Annotated in this window: 12 protein-coding genes; 11 read left to right on the forward strand and 1 reads right to left on the reverse strand. The window is 75.5% G+C overall.

Annotated elements, in window-relative coordinates:
* Positions 1-579: 579 nt before the first annotated feature.
* Positions 580-1,647 carry a glycosyltransferase family 4 protein gene (locus VF746_17245; protein ID HEX8694171.1) on the reverse strand — a complete coding sequence of 356 codons (1,068 nt, stop codon included), beginning with the start codon at positions 1,645-1,647 and terminating at the stop codon, positions 580-582.
* 198 nt (positions 1,648-1,845) lie between these two features.
* Here VF746_17245 and VF746_17250 point away from each other — a divergent pair, with 198 nt between their 5' ends.
* From VF746_17250 to VF746_17300, 11 genes are all read left to right on the forward strand, one after another.
* Positions 1,846-2,559 carry a class I SAM-dependent methyltransferase gene (locus VF746_17250; GenBank protein ID HEX8694172.1) on the forward strand — a complete coding sequence of 238 codons (714 nt, stop codon included), beginning with the start codon at positions 1,846-1,848 and terminating at the stop codon, positions 2,557-2,559.
* A 275-nt stretch (positions 2,560-2,834) separates the two neighbouring features.
* Complete coding sequence (locus VF746_17255; GenBank protein HEX8694173.1) at positions 2,835-4,067, forward strand: glycosyltransferase family 4 protein; 1,233 nt, start codon at positions 2,835-2,837, stop codon at positions 4,065-4,067.
* A gap of 69 nt (positions 4,068-4,136) precedes the next feature.
* Positions 4,137-5,570 (forward strand): O-antigen polymerase, encoded by a 1,434-nt coding sequence (locus VF746_17260; GenBank protein HEX8694174.1) that lies wholly within the window; start codon positions 4,137-4,139, stop codon positions 5,568-5,570.
* Positions 5,570-6,727, forward strand: a complete 1,158-nt coding sequence (locus VF746_17265) for a glycosyltransferase family 4 protein (GenBank protein HEX8694175.1) — start codon at positions 5,570-5,572, stop codon at positions 6,725-6,727. The genes VF746_17260 and VF746_17265 overlap by 1 nt, the downstream gene beginning before the upstream one ends.
* Complete coding sequence (locus tag VF746_17270) at positions 6,724-8,046, forward strand: glycosyltransferase family 4 protein (GenBank protein ID HEX8694176.1); 1,323 nt, start codon at positions 6,724-6,726, stop codon at positions 8,044-8,046. The genes VF746_17265 and VF746_17270 overlap by 4 nt, the downstream gene beginning before the upstream one ends.
* A 166-nt stretch (positions 8,047-8,212) precedes the next feature.
* Positions 8,213-10,261 carry an asparagine synthase (glutamine-hydrolyzing) gene (asnB, locus tag VF746_17275; protein HEX8694177.1) on the forward strand — a complete coding sequence of 683 codons (2,049 nt, stop codon included), beginning with the start codon at positions 8,213-8,215 and terminating at the stop codon, positions 10,259-10,261.
* Positions 10,258-11,544, forward strand: coding sequence for a hypothetical protein (locus tag VF746_17280; GenBank protein ID HEX8694178.1), 1,287 nt, complete (start codon positions 10,258-10,260; stop codon positions 11,542-11,544). The genes asnB and VF746_17280 overlap by 4 nt, the downstream gene beginning before the upstream one ends.
* A gap of 38 nt (positions 11,545-11,582) precedes the next feature.
* Positions 11,583-12,812: a glycosyltransferase family 4 protein gene (locus tag VF746_17285; protein HEX8694179.1), complete on the forward strand. Its 1,230-nt coding sequence runs from the start codon at positions 11,583-11,585 to the stop codon at positions 12,810-12,812.
* The gene (locus VF746_17290) at positions 12,799-14,628 is read left to right on the forward strand and encodes a heparinase II/III family protein (protein ID HEX8694180.1); all 1,830 of its coding nucleotides are present in this window, start codon (positions 12,799-12,801) and stop codon (positions 14,626-14,628) included. Before VF746_17285 ends, VF746_17290 begins: the two co-directional genes overlap by 14 nt.
* Before the next feature lie 515 nt (positions 14,629-15,143).
* Positions 15,144-17,270, forward strand: coding sequence for a bi-domain-containing oxidoreductase (locus VF746_17295; GenBank protein ID HEX8694181.1), 2,127 nt, complete (start codon positions 15,144-15,146; stop codon positions 17,268-17,270).
* Entirely contained in the window at positions 17,260-17,892 is a 633-nt protein-coding gene (locus VF746_17300) for a sugar transferase (protein HEX8694182.1), read from the forward strand. Before VF746_17295 ends, VF746_17300 begins: the two co-directional genes overlap by 11 nt.
* Positions 17,893-17,940 lie beyond the last annotated feature (48 nt).

The following is a 17,940-nucleotide window of genomic DNA, read 5'->3' on the forward strand; positions in this document are numbered from 1 at the left end:
GCGCTGTGACGGGCTTCGGTGCTCGCCGCGGGTAGCCCCCCTCCCCGGCCCTCCCCCCGCTGCGCGGTGGGAGGGAGAACTACAACCCCGTTTCATCCTCCGTGGTCGCGCGCAGCGCGGTGGAAGACTCAGGATGACATCTCTCTCTTTGCACAATCAATCACGGAATCTGGTGATCCAAATCAGTTCGGAATCAGAACGAGGCTCGGCAGTCTGGCATGAGACTGGATCCGGAAAAGCATCAGGCCTCACGCAGAGTCGGCAGAGTCAACAGAGGGGTTCTCTGCTACTCTGCTGACTCTGCGTGAGAAAAGTCTTTTGTCGGACCCGGTGAGAATTCCAGGACCTGGGCCTGAGCGATCCTCCCCAAAGCGGTATCATACCACGTTGCAGAGCATTGTTCTGATTCCGAACAGATCGAAATCACACAGAGACACAGAGGAACAGAGAACCGAAGGGCTTCGTTTTTCTCTGTGCCTCTGTGCCTCTGTGCCTCTGTGTCTCTGTGTCTCTGTGTCTCTGTGTCTCTGTGTGAGATTTTTCAGGACCTATACCCGAACGATCCTCTGCAAACTGGTATCAGGCCGCCTCCGTGCCGGTGGCCCGCGGGAGGGGCGAGTCCAGCGGGCTCGGGGCCCGCCGCCGCGCGGCCGGCTGCATGAGCTGGAGGTACGACTCGGCCACGCGCCGCGGCTGGTGGGCGGCCACGTGCTCGGGCGCGCGGGCCCGGAGCGCCGCCCGCCGGTCGGGATCTGCGAGCAGCGTCTCCAGCGCCGCGGCCAGAGCCGCCGGGTCGCCGTCGGGGACGGCGAGGCCGCAGGGCCCGATCGCCTCGGGGAGCCCCCCCACCGCGCTCCCCACCGCCACGCAGCCGCAGGCGATCCCCTCCAGCGCCACCAGGCCGAAGCCCTCGCTCCCGATCGACGGCACCACCACGACCTGGTGCCGGGCCAGGAGCGCGGCCAGGTCGGCGCCCCGGCGCACGCCGGCGAACGCCACCTGCTCCGCCACCCCCAGCCGGGCGGCCTGCTCCCGCAGGGCGTCTTCCTCGGGCCCGGCGCCCACGATGGTCAGCGCCGGGCGGCGCCCCGCGCGGCGCAGCCGGTCCAGCGCGTCCAGCAGGACGTGCCCTCCCTTCTGCGCGATCAGCCTCCCCACGAACACCAGCTCGCGGTCGCGGGGCACGCCCGGCGGCGCCCGGAAGACGTCGGCCACCGGGTTGGGGATCACCGCCACGCACCCCGGGGTCACGGCCGCCACCGCGCGGCTCACCGCGATCCCGCGGGCGCGACGCGCCGCCACGCGCGCCACCCGGGCCCGGAAGTCGGGCCGCTGGCCCGGCTCGGTGATCGGCATGTGGTGGGTGACGAACCAGGGGCGGCGGTGCGGCAGGAGCGGCCAGAGGCCCCGCAGGTTCAGCCCCGCCTGGTAGTAGACGTCGCACCAGCGGACCTGTCGCAGGATCTCGCGGTACCCCGGGCGCCGGAGCACCGGGAAGCCCAGGTCTTCCGGGCCGGCCGCCGCGGCGCGCGTCACCACCCGCACCTCGTGGCCGAGCGCCACCCATTCCCGGGCCAGCAGCCAGGTGACCTGCTCGGTCCCGCCCACGTTCGGGTGGAAGGTGCGCGCCCAGATCAGAATCTTCATCCGTTGCCGTCGGGGGCCGAGCTCGGTTCGCCGCCGCCCGGGAGAGGGCCGGGCACACGGCGGCGCGCCGCGGCCGCAGGCGCGCGTCCGGTTGACGGATCGCCGCGAAAGTGGGAATATTTCGCCGGCCGGGCGCCCCCGTGTCAAGCACGGGCCGCCGCCGGCCCGGCGCCCACCCTCTCGATGCGGACGCATTGCATGGCAGACCCACGATCGGAAGTGGAGCTCCAGCGGGAGTACTACGCGGCGACCGCGGCGAGCTACGACGAGATGCACCTGGCCGAAGGCGACGAGCACTACTTCGCGCTCTCGTTCATGCTCGCGGTGCTCGACTTCTTCGAGATCCGCTCCGTGCTGGACGTGGGCGCGGGGACCGGCCGCACCGTCAAGTTCATCCGCGAGCGCCGCCCCGACGTCCGCGTGGTGGGCGTGGAGCCGGTGCCGGCGCTGATCGAGGAGGGGCTGCGCAAGGGGCTCTCCGCCGACGAGCTGAGGCAGGGCGACGCCACCCGCCTGCAGTTCGCCGACGGCGAGTTCGACCTGGTGTGCGAGTTCGCCGTGCTGCACCACGTCCCCCGGCCGGAGGTGGCGGTGGCCGAGATGCTGCGGGTGGCGCGCAAGGCCGTCTTCATCTCCGACGCCAACCGCTTCGGCCAGGGCGGGCCGCTGTCGCGGGGCGTCAAGCAGGTCCTGGCCGCGCTCGGGCTGTGGCGCGTGGCCGACCTGGTGAAGACGCGGGGGAAGGGCTACACGCTCTCCGAGGGCGACGGGCTCGCGTACTCGTACTCGGTGTTCGACAACTACCGGCAGATCCGCGCGCAGTGCCGGCGCGTGCACCTGCTCAACACCGTCGACGCGTCGGCCAACCTCTACCGCACCGCCGCGCACGTGGCGCTCCTGGGGGTCAAGTAGCCCGGCGGTCCGGCCGCGCCTCCCGCGCGGCCGCCGAGCGAGTGGCGGGTGGTCCGCGCGGGACCGCCCGCCACTCGCGTGCATCGGGGAGGCGCGCCGGCGGTATGATCCCGGATCGGAAAACACCAGGCCTCACGCACAGTCGGCGGAGTCGACAGAGGGGTTTTTCTGCCAGCTCTGCTGACTCTGCGTGAGAAAAGTCTTTTGCCGGACCGGTACGAGTCGACGAGGTCCGCTCCCGCCCGCCGTGCCGGGCGGCAGGAAAGGATGTCCGGATGCGGTGGGTCGTGGTGCAGGCGGGCGCCCGGGACGCGTACCAGGTCCCGCTGGCGCTGGAGGAGGCGGGGCTCCTGGAGGCGCTCGTCACCGACTGGTACTCGCCGCTCGACCGGGCGTGGTTCCGCGCGCTGGCGCACCTGCTCCCCGGCGGCGCGCGCGCCCGGCTCGGGCGCCGCTTCCGCGACGGGGTTCCCTCGCGCCGGGTGGAGATGTCGCTGGGCGAGATGGCTCTGAACGCGGTGGCCGGGGGCCGCCCGGGCGCGCGCGACCACCGCCTGGGGACGCGCGCCGGGCGCCTGGCCCGCCGGCGGGGCGCGGGGGTGTTCTCGTTCAGCTACTACGCGTACGCCGCGTTCACGGCCGCCGCGGAGGGGCTCCCCCGGGCGATCCATCAGGTGCACCCCCACCCCGCCTCGGTGCGGCGCCTGCTGCGGGAGGAGATGGAGCTGGTGCCCGACTGCGTGGGGTCGATGGCCACCGAGGAGGAGATCCGCGGCGACGAGACGCGCTTCCGGCAGCTCTGCGCCGAGCCCGGCCTGGCCGACGTCTGCCTGGCGGCGTCGCGCTACACCGCGTCCACGCTGGTGGAGAACGGCGTGCCGGCGGAGCGGATCCGGGTGATCCCCTACGGGGTGGACCTGGACTTCTTCCGCCCTCCCCCGGCGCCGCCGGAGGGCCCCTTCCGGGTGCTCTTCGTGGGGCAGATGGCCCAGCGCAAGGGGCTGCGCTACCTGCTGGAGGCGTGGCGCCGCCTCGCCCTCCCCGGCGCCGAGCTGGTGCTGGCGGGGCGCGGCCGGCTCGACCGGGAGCTGCTGGCGCGCTACGAGGGGCTCTTCCGCGCCGAGGTGGCGGTGGACGCGGAGCGGCTGCGCGAGCTCTACCGGACCAGCGACGTGTTCTGCATGCCCTCGCTCGCCGAGGGGTTCGGGCTGGTCTACCTGGAGTCGCTCGCCTGCGGCACCCCGGTGATCGGCACCCCGAACACCGGGGCCGCCGACCTGGTGCGCGAGGGGCGCGAGGGGTTCGTGGTTCCGCTGCGCGACGTGGAGGCCCTGGCCGAGCGGCTCCTCTGGTGCCACAGGCACCGCGCGGAGCTGCGGGAGATGCGCGCCGAGGCGCGGCGGACCGCCGAGCGGCACTCCTGGGCCGCGTTCCGGCGCAGCGTGGCCGGCGTCGTCCGCGGCCTGGACCCGGCCGGGGAGCGGCCGCCGGAGGGGCTAACTGGTTGACCGGGGCGCGCTTGTTGGCTACTTTCGGCGCTCGCTCCCCGCCGCCGAACGCTCGACCCGGACTCTGCAGTGGAAGTGGCATCCGCCTCCCCCCCGGCGTCTTCGCGACTCCTCGTCACCGCCTGCCTGCTGGCCGCGGCGGGCGTGGGCGTCGTCGTGGCCGTCACGCAGTCCCGGTTCATGGGCCCCGAGCTGCTGCTGGCGGCGCTGGTGGGGCTGCTCTCGCTGGCGCCGCTCGCCGTGCGGTGGTGGCAGGGGCGGTTCGACATGTTCGAGCCGCTCACGTTCGTCTGCGTCATCTTCTTCCTCTTCTACTCCCTGGGGCCCCTGGTGCACATCGCCACGGGCGAGGTGCGCTTCGGCGGGCGGGACTTCACGCGGATGTACGCGCGCGGGCTGGCCCTGGTCACCCTCCCGATCCTGGCCACCTGGATCGGGTACGTGCTCCCCGTGGGCCGGCGGATGGGAGAGCGCTTCGCCGCCCCGCTCCCCCTCACCGAGCCGGGCCTGAGGGCGCTCAGGCGCTGGGGGTGGCGGGTGAGCCTGGTGGCGGTGGCGGGGACGGCCCTCTGGCTCCAGGTCTCGGGGCAGGGGGTGGCCCGCCTCCTCCTCCCCGGGGTGGTGGCCTCGGCCGAGTCGGTGGGCGGCGGCGGGCAGGACGTCGCGTGGTTCCTGCTGACCATGGAGTGGCTGGTTCCGGCGTTCCTGGTGCTGGCCGCCAGCCGCGGCTTCCGCAGCCGCTTCGTGCAGTGGTCGTTCTGGATCCTGATGGTGGTGATGTACGCGTCGCTCGGGTTCCGCTACCGCATCCTGGTCTTCATGGGGGCGAGCGCGATGCTCTACTACCTGAAGCGCGGGCGGCGCCCCCGGCTCCTGACGGTGACCGCCGGCGTCGCCCTGGTCTTCATCGCGGCGGGGTGGTACGCGGGGGCCCGGCTCTACTTCAGGAGCTTCGGCGCGGCGGGGAGCCTGAGCTTCACGCCGCTCGACGCCCTGGAGAGCGGCCTGGAGGACACCCGGATCTTCGAGAGCTTCCTGTCGGTCACCGGGATGGTGCCGAACTACACCGACTACGCCTACGCCGGCCCGTTCGTCTACCCGCTCGTCCTCCCCGTCCCGCGCGCCCTCTGGCCGGGGAAGCCGTGGCCGGAGTGGCTCCCGTGGATCGCGGAGTCGTTCGGCACGCCGGGCGCCATGCTGTACGGGATGGCGATCCCGAACTTCGGCGAGTACTACCTGGCCTTCGGCTGGGTGGGGGTGGTGGTGGGGATGCTCCTGTTCGGGATCCTGGTGCGGGCGCTCTGGGCGTGGTTCCGGACCGACCCGCGCGACCCGGTGCGCCAGGCGGTGCTGGCGATCAGCTACATCTGGCTCCTGCAGTTCATGAGCCGGGGCTACTTCGCCGAGATGGTGCGGGAGTGGTGCTTCCTGATCCTCCCCGCCCTGCTGATGATGTGGGCGGCGCGCCGGGCCCAGCGGCGCGCCCTGGCGGCGGGGGCTTGATGCCCAGGGTGTTCGTCCTCAAGGGCGTGCCCACCCCGTACAACGACGCGCTCTTCCGCCACGTCGCGGCGCAGCCGGGCGTGGAGCTCCTGGTGGCGTACTGCGCCTGGAACGAGCCGAACCGCTCCTGGGCGGCCGAGGGCGCCAAGGGCTACCCGTACACGGTGATGAAGGGGCGCTCGCCCGGCGGGATGGTGCACGTGAACCCGGGGGTGGCCGGGGTGATCCGCGCCTTCGGCCCCGACGTGGCGGTGCTCTCCGGCTCGTACACCATCCCCACCATGCGGCTGGCCGCGCACGCCCTGCGCGCGGAAGGAGTCCCCTGGCTGTACTGGGGCGAGGAGCTCTCGCACGGGCCGCGGCCGGCGCTGCGCCGGGCGTTGCGCGCGGTGCTGCGCCGGGTGCTGCGCTCGGCGTACGGCGTGCTGGCCGTGGGCAGCCGCGCGGTGGCCTCGTACCGGCGCGCGGGGGTGCCCGAGCGCCGCATCGCCGACTTCCGCTACGCGGCCGACGTGGAGAGCTTCCGGCTGGACGGCGAGGCGCGCGCGCGGGCCCGGGCCGAGGTGCGCGCCTCGCTGGGGGTCTCCGGCGGCGGCGGCCCGCTCTTCCTCTTCTGCGGCCAGCTCATCCCGCGCAAGGGGGTCGACACGCTGCTCTCGGCGCACGCGGCGCTCCGGGGCCGGGGGGTGGCCTCCACGCTGGTGCTGGTGGGAGACGGGCGGCACCGCGAGCGCTTCGAGCGGATGGCCGGCGAGCTGGGGGTGGCCGACAGCGTGCGCTGGGCCGGGTTCGTCCAGCCGCCGGAGCTCCCCCGCTGGTTCGCGGCCGCCGACGCGCTGGTGCTCCCCTCGCGCCAGGAGGGGTGGGGGCTGGTGGTGCACGAGGCGCTGGCCGCGGGGCTCCCCGTGCTGGCGTCGGACCGGGTGAACGCGGCCGCCGACCTGGTGCGCGACGGCGAGACGGGGTGGCTCTTCCCGGTGGGCGACGCCCAGGCGCTGGCGGAGCGCATGCGGGCGCTGGCGGAGTGCCCCGACCGCTGCCGGCTGGCCGAGAGCGCCCGCGCCGCGGCCGAGGGCGGGGCGCCGGCGCGGGCGGCGCCCCGCCTGGCGGCGCTGCTGGGGGCCGTGCTGCGGGGCGAGGACCTGTGCGAGGCGTGACGTCCGCGGGCCCTTCCCGCGCGCCGGCGGCCGAGGAGGAGTCGTCCGTGGACGCGGCCGCGCGGCTCCCCGCGGGGAGCCGGCTCTGCTTCGTGGCCGACGGCCGCAGCCCGATCGCGCGCAACTGGATCTCCCACTTCGCCGCGCGCGGCCACCGGGTGCACCTGGTCTCCACCTTCCCCTGCGACCCGGCGGGGCTGGGGCTGGCGGGCTTCCACGTGGTCCCCGTGGCCTTCGCGCGCTTCGCGGGGGGGCAGGCGGCGGCGCCCGCGGGCCCCGGAGCGGCGCGGCCCGGCCTCATGCGGCGGGTGCGCGCGCGGGCGGTCTCGGCCCTCTTCCCGGCCGTGTTCGGCTGGCTGGCGCCGCTGGAGGTCCGCCGCCACGCGGGGCGCCTGCGCGCGCTCGTGCGCGAGATCGACCCGCTGCTGGTGCACGCCATGCGCATCCCCTACGAGGGGATCGCCGCCGCCCTGGCGCTGGAGGGCGAAGCGTACCCGCTGGTCGTCTCCGTCTGGGGGAACGACCTGGAGCTGTGGGCCGAGTGCTACCCTCTCGTGGCGCGGCTCACCCGCCGCGCGCTCGGCGCGGCCTCGGCGCTCCACCCCGACTGCGAGCGCGACCTGCGGCTGGCGGCGCGCTGGGGGTGGGATGCGCGGCGTCCCGCCGCCGTCCTCCCCGGCAACGGCGGGGTGCGGCCGGAGCTCTTCCACCCCGGCCCGGCCGACCCCGCGCTCGGCGAGCGGTTCGGGATCCCGGCGGGGGCGCCGCTGGTGCTGAACCCCCGGGGCCTGCGCGCCTACGTGCGCAACGAGGCGTTCTTCCGCGCCGTCCCGCGGGTGCTGGCCGAGCGCCCCGGCGCGGTCTTCGCCTGCGTGGGGATGGCGGGGCAGGCGCGGGCCGAGGCGTGGGTGCGCGAGCTGGGGATCGGCGGCGCGGTGCGGCTCCTGCCCACGCTGGCGCCCGCGGAGATGGCGGAGCTGTTCCGCCGGGCCGAGGTGGCGGTGTCGCCCTCCGAGTTCGACGGCACGCCCAACACGCTGCTGGAGGCGATGGCGTGCGGGGCGTTCCCCGTGGCGGGCGACATCGCCTCGGTGCGCGAGTGGATCGCGTCCGGCGAGAACGGGCTCCTCTGCGACCCGGCCGACCCGCGCGCCCTGGCCGGCGCCGTCGTGCGCGCGCTGGCCGACGAGCCGCTGCGCCGCCGCGCCGCCGCGCGCAACCAGGCGCTGGTGGCCGAGCGCGCCGAGCACGGCCGGGTGATGGAGCGCGCCGAGGCGCTGTACGTGGAGGCGGTCCGGGCGGGTAGTGCCAAGTCCTGAGTCCTTGGTGTTTTAGTCCTTAGTCCTCAGGGTTGAGCCCTGAGCCTGATCGGTGCCTCTGCGCAGTTCAGCACTCGGCACTGGGCACTTGGCACTCAGGACGAAGGACTAAGCACTAAGGACTCACTGGAAATCGACGGAACTTTCGAGCACCGGCCTTCAGACGATGTGCGGGATCGCGGGGTTCGCGGGGGACTTCCCCCTGGGGCTGCTGGAACGGATGATCGCCTGCGTGGCGCACCGGGGGCCCGACGGCGAGGGCGTGCGCGTCCTCGACCCGGCGGGGCCGGCCGCGCGCGTGGGGCTCGCGCAGCGGCGGCTCTCCATCATCGACCTCTCCCCTGCCGGGAAGAACCCGATGGGGCTCGACTGCCCCCGCTGCGGCGTGCACCGGGGCGAGGGGCGCCCCGAGGCCGGGCTCTGGCTCACCTACAACGGCGAGATCTACAACTTCCGCGAGCTCCGGCGCGAGCTGGAGGCGAAGGGGCACCGCTTCCACTCCCGCACCGACACCGAGGTGGTCCTGCACCTCTACGCGGACGAGGGCCCGCGGGCGCTGGAGCGGCTGAACGGGATCTTCGCCCTGGCGCTCTACGACGGCCGCCCCTTTGGCCAGCGGGACGGCGTCCGCCCCGGCGACGTGCTGGTGGCGCGCGACGGGCTGGGGGTGAAGCCGCTCTACCACGCGGCCCTGCCCGGGGGCGTCCTCTTCGGCTCGGAGATCAAGTCGCTCCTGCAGTGGGAGGGGGTGCCGCGCGAGGTGGACCCGGCCGCGCTGCACCACCACCTGGCCTACCTCTGGGCGCCGGCGCCGCACACGATGCTCAAGGCGGTGCGCAAGCTCGCGCCCGGGCACGCGCTGCTCCTGCGCGAGGGGAGGATCGCCCGCGAGTGGTGCCACTACGATCTCCCGTACGGGCGCGAGTGGCTGGAGGGCTCCGAGGCCGAGGTGGCGGAGCGGCTGGCGGCCGAGGTGGAGGCGGCGGTGGAGCGGCAGATGGTGGCCGACGTCCCCGTGGGCGCCTTCCTCTCCGGCGGGCTCGACTCCAGCGCCGTCGTCGCGATGATGCGGCGCGCCCGCCCCGACTACCGCCCCCGCTGCTACGCCATCGGCTTCCGCGGCGACGGCGAGGTGGAGGGCAACCCCGCCGACCTCCCCTACGCGCGCCGGGTGGCGGAGCACCTGGACGTCGACCTCTCGGTGCTGGAGATCGAGCCCGACGCCATCCGGCACCTGGAGCGCATGCTCTGGCACCTGGACGAGCCGCAGGCCGACCCCGCGCCGATCAACGCGCTCCTGATCGCCGAGGCGGCCCGGGGCGACGGGATGAAGGTGCTCCTCTCCGGCGCGGGCGGCGACGACCTCTTCGCGGGGTACCGCCGCCACCGCGCGCTCCGGCTGGAGCGGGCCTGGGGGTGGCTGCCGCGCCCGGTGCGGCGCGGGCTGGCGGCTTCCGCCCGCTGGGTGGGCGAGGGGCGGAGCGGGGCCGCGGTGCTCGACCGCCCCGCCGTCCGCCGCACGGCCAAGGCCTTCGCGCACGCCGACCTGGCGGCCGACCGGCGCCTGGCCGGCTACTTCTGGTGGAGCGGCGAGGCGGTGCGCCGCGCGCTCTACACCCCGGCGTTCGCCGCCGCCACGCGCGAGGTGGACACCGCGGGGCCGCTGCTGGCCAGCCTGGCGCGCATCCCCGCCGAGCGCGACCCGCTCAACCGCATGCTGTACCTGGAGGCGAAGCACTTCCTGGCCGACCACAACCTGAACTACACCGACAAGACGGGGATGGCGGCCGGGGTGGAGGTGCGCGTCCCGTTGCTCGACCAGGAGCTGGTGGACTTCGCCACGCGCGTGCCGCCGGGGATGAAGCAGCGCGGGGCGGTGGGGAAGGCGGTCTTCAAGCGCGCCATGGAGCCCTTCCTCCCGCGCGAGGTGATCTACCGCCCCAAGACCGGCTTCGGCGCGCCGCTCCGGCGCTGGCTGCACCAGGAGCTGCGCCCGCTGGTGGACGACGCGCTCTCGGCCGACGCCCTCTCGCGGCGCGGCTGGTTCGAGCCGGCGGCGGTGGCGCGCCTGGTGGAGCAGGACCGGCGCGGCGAGGTCGACGCGGCGTACACGCTCTTCGCGCTGGTGTGCGCGGAGCTCTGGTGCCGGATGTTCGTGGACCCGCCCGTGCCCGCGCTCACCGGGGCCCGCCCGCACGCGGGCGCCGCCCGATGAGCTCCCTCGGCGTCCCCGCCGCGGAGCGCCGGGAGACGGCGGCGCCGGACGCGGGGCGCGCCGCGCCCGACCGCCGGGCGCTCGTGTGCGCGGCCGTGGCGCTCGCCACCTTCGCGGTCTTCTGCGCCCTGGTCGCGCTCTCGCGGCGGCCGGTGACGTACGACGAGCCGGGGTACCTGGCTACCGTGCGGCTGGTCGACCTGCACGGCCTGGGCGTCCGCTTCCTGCGGAGCCTGCCGGAGCCGGCCGGACCGCTGTACACGGTGGTCCACTGGCTGGCGCGGCCGCTCACCGGCCTGGCGGCGCCGGGGGTGCGGGTGGTGAGCCTGCTCTTCACTGCGGCGACGGCGCTGGCCATGGTCCGCTGCGTGGCATCGCTCGGGGCCGGCGCCCCCCCGCTCGCCGGCGCGGACGTGCTGTGCGTCCCGGGGCTCGGCGCGGTGGCGTGCCTGGCGCTCACCGAGACCCCCGCCATCTTCTTCGCCGCCCTGAGCCTGCTCCTGCTGGCGGCGGCGCTCGGCCGGCGCGAGGGGGCGGGGGCGCGCCTGGCGCTCGGCGCGGCCGCCGGGGTGTGCTTCGGGATCGCCATCCTGGGACGCCAGCCGTACCTGCTGGCGCTGGGGGCGGTGCCCCTGGCGGCGGCGGCCCGCGGGGCGCGCGCGGCGCCGGTGGCGCTGGCGTTCGGACTGGCCGCGGCGGCCGTCTGCGTCCCGGTGTTCGCCGTCTGGGGCAGCGTGCTGCCGCCCGCCTACGCGGAGGTGCCGGGGAGCGGGCTGGTGCCGGGGTACGCCGTCCTGGGCGCCGGGTACGCCGCCTTCATCATGGCCGTGCTGGCGCCGCGCTACCTGGCGATCCCGCCCCGCTGGGCCGCGGCGATCCTGCTGGGCGGGACCCTGGTCAACGCGGCCACGGGGGCCGTCCGCATCACCCCGCTCTCCACCGTGGCCTCGCGCCTGCTCTCCCCGCCGCTGGTGGCGCTCTACACGCACGCCGCCTCGGCGCTGCTGGTGGGGGCCGGGCTCCTGTTCGTGGCGGCCACCGTGCGCAACTGCTACCTGCGGCGCAGCGAGCCGGTCTTCCTCTTCGCCGCGGCCGGGTCGCTGCTGATCGTGGCCTCGTGCGCCACGATCACCTTCCAGTTCAGCTCGCGCTACGTGGTGGTGGCCGCGCCGATGCTGGTGGTGGCTGCGGCGTACTACACGCGCGCCTCCGGCTGGAAGGCGCTGCGGCTGGCCGCCGGGGCGGCGGTCAACGTGCTGGCGGTGTGGGGATACCTCTACTGAGCCGCGTGCCCCCCGCCCCGGACCGCCTCTCTCGCGCGATGCCTTCTCTCCTGTGGGTGAACCACTTCGCCGTCTCTCCCGAGCAGGGCGGGGGGACGCGGCACTTCGAGCTCTCTCGCGAGCTGGTGCGGCGCGGCTGGGACGTGACCGTGGCCGCCAGCGACCTGAACCTGCACACCCGCCGCTACGGCCGCCGCGCCGGCCCCAGCGACCGCCGTCCCTACGACGAGGTGATCGACGGGGTGCGCTTCCGCTGGCTGTGGGCGGCCCCCTACCGGCGCAACGACTGGCGCCGCGCGCTCAACTGGCTATCGTTCAGCGCCGGCGTGTGGCGCGGCGCGGGAGACGAGGCCGACGTGGTGATCGGCTCGTCGCCCCACCTCTTCGCGGCGCTGGCGGCGGAGCGGGTGGCGCGGCGGCTGGGTGTGCCCTTCGTCTTCGAGGTGCGCGACCTGTGGCCCGAGAGCCTGCTGGCCGCGGGCGGCCGGCGCGGGCCCGGCTACCGCGCGCTGGACCGGATCGCCCGGCGCCTCTACCGCCGCGCCGACCGCGTGGTGGTGCTGGCGCGGGGGTCCGCCACGTACCTGGCCGAACGCGGGGTCGATCCCGCGAAGCTGGTGCACGTGCCGAACGGGGTCGACGCGGCGGCGTTCGCGAAGGTGCGGCGTCCGGAGCGCCCCGGCCTCACCTGCGTCTACACGGGCGCGCACGGGCCGGCCAACGGGCTGGAGGCGGTGCTGGACGCGGCGGAGCGGCTGCGCGGGCGGGGCGGGATCCGCTTCCTGCTGGTGGGCGACGGGCCTTCGAAAGCGGGACTGGTGGACGACGCGGCGCGGCGGGGGCTGGAGAACGTGGAGTTCCGCTCTCCCGTCCCGAAGGCGGCGATGCCGGCGCTCCTGGCCGAGGCCGACGCGGGGCTGATGGTGTTGCGCGAGGCGCCGCTCTTCTCCTTCGGGGTGAGCCCCAACAAGCTGTTCGACTACTTCGGGGCGGCGCTCCCCGTGGCCTGCAACGTCCCCGGCGAGGTGGCCGAGATGGTGCGCGCGGCGGGCGCCGGGGTGCAGGCGGCGGACGCCTCGGGCGCGGCGCTGGCCGAGGCGGTGGAGCGCCTGGCCGCGCTCCCGGCGGCCGAGCGGCGGCGGATCGGCGAGGCGGGGCGCGCCTGGGTGGCGCGCGAGCACGACCGCCCCGTGCTGGCGGACCGTCTGGACCACGTGCTCCGCTCGCTCCTTCCCGGCGAGCCCCGCGCGGGCGATGCTGCCGCTTAAAGATTGGCCGGCGGCGGCGCGCACCCTGGCCCGCACCTACGGCGCGCGCGGGGCGGCGCTGCGCGCCGCGCACGAGGCCCGCCGCGCCGCCGGCCGCTTCCGCGCGGCGCCGCGCTTCGCCCCCGCTTCGGCCGCCGTTCCCGCGGACCATCCGTTCCGGGTGGACGCGGCGCGGCTGGCGGCGGCGGTGGGCCGCGAGGCGGCGTTCGAGCGGGCGGAGCGCGTGACGGCGGGGTCGCACCAGGCGTACCGCCGGGAGTGGCGCCCGCTGCCGCGCGACGCCCGGGAGTGGCTGCGCAACCCGGCCACCGGCCACCAGTACGCGGACGGCGCGGCGTGGTGGACCGTCCCCCACCTGGACGCGGCCGCGGGCGACATCAAGGACGTGTGGGAGGCGGGGCGCTTCGGCTGGGCGTACGACCTGGTGCGCGGCTTCCTGGTGACGGGGGACGGGCGCTACGCCGACGCCTTCTGGCGGACGTTCGACGCGTGGCGACGGAGCAGCCCGCCCTTCCGGGGGCCGCACTGGGCCTGCGGGCAGGAGACGGCGATCCGCGCCGTGGCGCTCCTCTACGCGGAGGCGAACCTGCCGCGGGTCGACGGCCTCGCCGAGGTGCTGGCCGCCTCGGGCGAGCGGATCGCCGACGCGCTCGGCTACGCGGTGTCGCAGCGCAACAACCACGCGCTCTCCGAGGCCGCGGGACTGGTCGCCCTGGGCGTGCGGTTCCGCGACCGGCACCCGGAGGCGCGGCGGTGGCTGGAGCGGGGGCGGCGCTGGCTGGCGCGGCTCGTCCCCGAGCAGTTCGCGGCGGACGGCTGGTACGTGCAGCACTCGTTCACCTACCTGCGCCTGGCGCTGGACCAGTGCGTGGTGGCCGAGCGGGCGCTGCGCTCCGTGGGCGAGACGCTGCCGGAGGAGGCGCGGGCTCGCCTGGAGGCGGCGGTCGACCTCCTGCTGGCGGTGATGGAGCCGTCGACCGGGACGGTGCCGAACCACGGGGCCAACGACGGCGCCTTCGTCCACCCGATCACGACGGCCGGCTTCCGCGACTTCCGCCCCGTCGTCACCGCCGCGTGCGCCACGTGGGGGCTCGCGCTCCCGGAGGACGTGGCGCCGTGCGCGGAGACGCTGGCGTGGCTCGGGATGGATCGGCCGGCGACCGCGCCGGCGCGGGGGGACGGGGTGTGGAGCGGCGCGTCGGGCTGGGCGGCGGCGCGGGTGGGCGCGGCGCGGGTGTTCCTGCGCGCGGGGCGCTACTCCAGCCGCCCCGGGCACCTGGACCCGCTGCAGCTGGACGTGCGCTTCGGGGGGCGCGAGGTGGTGGTGGACCCCGGGACGTACGCCTACAACGCGCCGCCGCCGTGGCGCAACGCGCTGGCGAGCGCGCGGGTTCACAACGGCCCGGTGCTGGACGGCCGCGAGCCGGGGGTGCGGGGCCCGCGCTTCCTGTGGTACCTCTGGCCCGCCGCGGACCTCGTCTCGGCGGACTTCGACGGGAGGACGGCGACGCTGGTGGCGGAGGTTTCCGGCCGCCTGCGCCGCACGGTGCGCGTCGGCGCGGCGGAGGTGCGCGTGGAGGACCGGGTGGAACCGGGCGTGGCGGACGAGGCGGCCGTGCGCTGGCTCCTGCACCCGGACGCCGATCCCGCCGCGGTGCGGGTCGAGGGGTCGTGCGAGGTGAAGGCGGCCGTGGAGGGGGAGACGGCGGGATGGTTCTCGCCGGGCTACGGGGTGCGCCTGCCGTCGCGCTACGTGGAGGTGCGCCGCCCCGCGCGCGAGGGGGCGGTGGTCGTGACGACGATCGGCCCGGGCTGACAGGCTTCCGGCGCGGCCGCCGGGGGCCCTCACCCGGCGGCCTTAGAGCCGCCACCCTCTCCCAACCGCGGGAGAGGGTACTTGATGGAAATTGGTGCGGGGGACGGGGTTTTTGCGTAGGGGCGAGGCATGCCTCGACCGGCGGAGGCTGGCCTTGCGCGGGAGGCGGCCACTCGCGCCGAGGCCGGCTATCTTCGGACTCGCAGGCTCGCCCCTACGGAACGGCGCGGGGCGGGGGCGGGGAGCAGTTGCTGGCTATCCCCTGTACCCTGTTCCCTGTTCCCTGTCCCCTGCAGTTCCGCGTGAGGGATGCGCGCCCGGAGGGCCGGGACGCGGGCGCGCCGTGGGGTTTGGCGCGACCGTGGCCCGGCGCGGTTGGGCACAGTCGTACCGTGCCCTACCGCGCGCGCAGCCCGGCCCCCGCTTGCGGGGGACACGCCCAGACCCGTTGTCGAGCAGTTCCATCATCGAGATTTCTGGCGACGCTTCGCCTGGAGATAGAGAGCGGATATCGCATGAGGCAGTTGCTGCAGCAGCTCAACACGGGGGAGACCCGCCTGGCCGAGGTGCCGGTGCCGCGGGCCGGCGCCGCGTCGCTGGTGGTGGAGACGCGCGCCACGGTGGTCTCGGCCGGCACCGAGCGGATGCTGGTGGAGTTCGGGCGCGCCAACCTCCTCCAGAAGGCCCGCCGCCAGCCCGAGAAGGTGCGCCAGGTGCTCGACAAGGTGCGCACCGACGGCCTGGCGCCCACCCTGGAGGCCGTGCGCGCCAAGCTCGACGCCCCGATCCCCCTCGGCTACTGCCACGCGGGCGTGGTGGTGGAGGCGGGCCCGCGCGCCGGGGGCTTCCGCGCGGGCGACCGGGTGGTGACCAACGGCCCGCACGCCGAGTACGTCCGCGTCCCGCACACCCTGGCCGCGCGCATCCCCGACGGCGTGGGGTGGGAGGCGGCCGCGTTCACGCCGCTGGCGGCGATCGGCCTGCAGGGCGTGCGGCTGGCGGCGCCCACGCTCGGCGAGACGGTGGTGGTGTACGGGCTGGGGCTGATCGGCCTGCTCACCGTGCAGCTCCTGCGCGCCAACGGCTGCCGGGTGATCGGGATCGACCGCGACCCGGCGCGGCTGGCGCTGGCGGAGCGCTTCGGGGCGGCGGCGCTGGACGGCTCGGCCGGCTCCGTCGCCGAGCGCGTGCTGGCGGAGACGGGCGGGGTGGGGGCGGACGCGGTGCTGCTGACGCTGGCGTCGGACTCGGACGAGCCGGTGCACCAGGCGGCGGAGATGAGCCGCAAGCGCGGGCGCCTGGTCCTGGTCGGCGTCACGGGGCTCAACCTGCGCCGCGACGACTTCTACCGGAAGGAGCTCTCCTTCGCCGTCTCGTGCAGCTACGGCCCCGGGCGCTACGACCCCGACTACGAGGAGCGGGGGATCGACTACCCGCTCGCCTTCGTGCGCTGGACCGAGCAGCGCAACTTCGAGGCGGTGCTGGAGCTGATGGCGCGCGGCGCGCTGGACCCGCTCCCGCTGGTCACCCACCGCTTCGGCTTCGAGGAGGCGCCGGCGGCGTACGACGTGGTCGCCGGCGGCGAGCCGAGCCTGGGCGTCGTCCTCACCTACCCGGACCGCGGCGGCCGGGCCCCGTCCGCCGAGCGGCGGATCGTCTCGCTCTCCCCGCCGCGGCCGGCGTCGGCGCCCGGCGTGGTCGGGATGATCGGGGCGGGGAACTTCGCCGTGCGGACGCTGCTCCCCGTGCTGAAGGGGATGGGCGTCCGGCTGCACACCGTCGTCTCCAGCGGGGGGACGAGCGGCGCGGTGGCGGGGGAGAAGTTCGGCTTCGAGCGCGTGGCGAGCGACGCGTCGGCCGTGCTGGAGAGCCCGGAGATCGACACCGTCTTCGTCCTCACCCGCCACGACAGCCACGCGTCCCTCGCCGGGCGTGCGCTGGCCGCGGGGAAGCACGTCTTCGTGGAGAAGCCGCTGGCGCTCGACGAGGGCGGGGTGGACGACGTCGCCCGGGCCGCGGAAGCGTCCGGCCGGCTGCTGACCGTGGGCTTCAACCGCCGCTTCGCGCCGCTGGCCCGCGAGGTCCGGGGGCTGCTGCAGGGCCGCGCCGGGCCCGTCTCCATCGTCGCCACCGTGAACGCGGGGGCGATCCCGCGCGACCACTGGACGCAGGACCCCGAGGTGGGCGGCGGGCGCATCGTGGGCGAGGCGTGCCACTTCCTGGACCTCTGCCGCTTCCTGGCCGGCGCGCCGATCGCGGACGTGCGGGTCGTGGTGGCGCGCGACGCCGCGGGGCGGGCGATCGACGACATCGCGCACCTCTCCATCGCCTTCGCGGACGGGTCGACCGCCGCGGTGCACTACCTGGCCACGGGCGCGCGGAGCTTCCCCAAGGAGCGCATCGAGTGCTTCTGGGACGGGAAGACGGTGGCGATCGACAACTGGCGGCGGCTGCGGCGCTTCGGCGTGCGCGGGCCGCTCTGGGAGCGCGCGGGGGCGATGGACAAGGGGCACGCGGACGAGCTGCGCGCCTGGACCCAGGCCGTGCGCGCGGGCGGGCCGCCCCCGATCCCCCTGGACGAGCTGTTCGAGGTGTCGCGCTGGGCGGCGCGCGCGGCGCGGATGGCGCGCGATGAGGAGTAGGGCCGGCGCCGCGGCCAAGCGCGCGCTGGACGTCGTGGTGGCGGCCGCCGGGCTGGTGGTGCTCTCGCCCGTGCTGCTGGGGGTCGCGGCGGCCGTGCGCGCGAGGCTGGGCGCGCCCGTCCTCTTCCGCCAGCGGCGCCCGGGGCTGGGGGGCAGGCCCTTCACGCTCTACAAGTTCCGCACGATGCGCCACGCGGAGGGGCCCGACGGGCGCACGCTGCCCGATGCCGAGCGGCTCACCCCGCTGGGGCGCTTCCTGCGCGGCGCCAGCCTGGACGAGCTCCCCGAGCTGCTGAACGTGCTGAAGGGCGACATGAGCCTGGTGGGCCCGCGGCCGTTGCTGATGGAGTACCTCCCCCTCTACACCCCCGAGCAGGCGCGCCGGCACGAGGTTCCGCCCGGCCTCACCGGGTGGGCGCAGGTCAACGGCCGCAACGCGCTCACCTGGGAGGAGCGCTTCCGCCTGGACGCGTGGTACGTGGACCACGCCTCGTTCTGGCTGGACCTGAAGATCCTGGCCATGACGCTGGGCAAGGTGTTCCGGCGCGAGGGGATCAGCCACGCCGGCCACGCCACCATGGAAGTCTTCCGCGGCTCCCCCGGCCGCCGCGCCGAGGGGTGATCCTGAACAGCATAAAGCCTCACGCAGAGGAAGCAGAGGGAGCAGAGG

It is taken from the genome of Longimicrobium sp. (assembly GCA_036389795.1).
In the GTDB taxonomy this organism is placed as follows: domain Bacteria; phylum Gemmatimonadota; class Gemmatimonadetes; order Longimicrobiales; family Longimicrobiaceae; genus Longimicrobium.

Bases quoted from the DNA above. Each gene is read 5' to 3' on its own strand.
- VF746_17300 (HEX8694182.1), top strand. From the start codon at position 17,260: ATGAGGAGTAGGGCCGGCGCCGCGGCCAAGCGCGCGCTGGACGTCGTG.
- VF746_17280 (HEX8694178.1), top strand. From the start codon at position 10,258: ATGAGCTCCCTCGGCGTCCCCGCCGCGGAGCGCCGGGAGACGGCGGCG.
- asnB (HEX8694177.1), top strand. From the start codon at position 8,213: ATGTGCGGGATCGCGGGGTTCGCGGGGGACTTCCCCCTGGGGCTGCTG.
- VF746_17250 (HEX8694172.1), top strand. From the start codon at position 1,846: ATGGCAGACCCACGATCGGAAGTGGAGCTCCAGCGGGAGTACTACGCG.
- VF746_17295 (HEX8694181.1), top strand. From the start codon at position 15,144: ATGAGGCAGTTGCTGCAGCAGCTCAACACGGGGGAGACCCGCCTGGCC.
- VF746_17285 (HEX8694179.1), top strand. From the start codon at position 11,583: ATGCCTTCTCTCCTGTGGGTGAACCACTTCGCCGTCTCTCCCGAGCAG.
- VF746_17245 (HEX8694171.1), bottom strand. From the start codon at position 1,647: ATGAAGATTCTGATCTGGGCGCGCACCTTCCACCCGAACGTGGGCGGG.
- VF746_17290 (HEX8694180.1), top strand. From the start codon at position 12,799: ATGCTGCCGCTTAAAGATTGGCCGGCGGCGGCGCGCACCCTGGCCCGC.
- VF746_17255 (HEX8694173.1), top strand. From the start codon at position 2,835: ATGCGGTGGGTCGTGGTGCAGGCGGGCGCCCGGGACGCGTACCAGGTC.
- VF746_17265 (HEX8694175.1), top strand. From the start codon at position 5,570: ATGCCCAGGGTGTTCGTCCTCAAGGGCGTGCCCACCCCGTACAACGAC.